The organism is Rhizorhapis sp. SPR117, from assembly GCF_021742065.1.
On sequence record NZ_JAKKIE010000212.1, the window covers coordinates 1 to 838 of the forward strand.

The 838-nt window shown below is 63.6% G+C and carries 1 protein-coding gene; it reads left to right on the plus strand.

The features are described from left to right. The first annotated feature begins 78 nt into the window (after positions 1-78). Positions 79-645: a type II toxin-antitoxin system VapC family toxin gene (locus L3X40_RS22020; protein ID WP_125964280.1), complete on the plus strand. Its 567-nt coding sequence runs from the start codon at positions 79-81 to the stop codon at positions 643-645. Positions 646-838: the final 193 nt, after the last annotated feature.

Genomic DNA, 838 nt, shown 5'->3' on the forward strand with positions numbered 1-838 from the left:
TCGTCAACAACAACCAGCCCGTTCCCGACGTGTTCTCCAAGATGACCAAAATCGCAGCTTCGGGCCGACTGGGCCAATATGGCGGGCTTCGATGTTTCAGCAGCGATGCGCTGGGCGCGTTTCGACCCGCGCCGTACCTTGGCGCGGCGGCCAGACGACATCCTCCCGTTCGCGGAGCAGGATGAACTGGGGGGACAACCGCTGCTGCTCGACACATGTGTCTATATCGATCAGATGCAGGGTCGCGCCCCGACGCTGGTTGAGCAGCTCGTCGATGGACGGCAAGTCAACCATTCGACCGTGGCTATTCAAGAGCTGATGCATACTGTCGGCGTGCTCGATCCGGGTGATCCCCGCACGGCTGGCGTGGTGAAAGTGATCAGGGCGCAAATTGAGGCCATGCCGGATCACCGCGTCTTCACACCCGACGCGGAAGTGCTCGGGCGCGCAGCTCTTCTCGGCGGCGTTCTGTCGCGCATACAGGGTTACGCACGGGACGCACGGCTCAAGGCGCTGCACGACTGCGTACTTTTCCTTCAGGCGCAGAAACTCGGTTTCACGGTGCTGACCGCGAACATCGCTGACTTCGACTACCTGCTGCAGCTTGTGCCGACCGGTCGCGTTCTGCTCTATAGGGCTGGCTGAGGGTCGGAGAGGCAGGGCCTGGGCTGGGGCGGTGAAGCAAAAAAAATAGCCCCCGCTCGTTAGAGCGAGGGCTTGGGTGATTCACGAGAGTCGCGCAGCGTTAGCTTGCGAAGGCGTGTTCGGCGGAGGACTGGCCGAGGCCGGCCTCGGTGCCCTGGGTGGCGGGGCCGGCGGTCTCGTCGGCGCCGGGCAG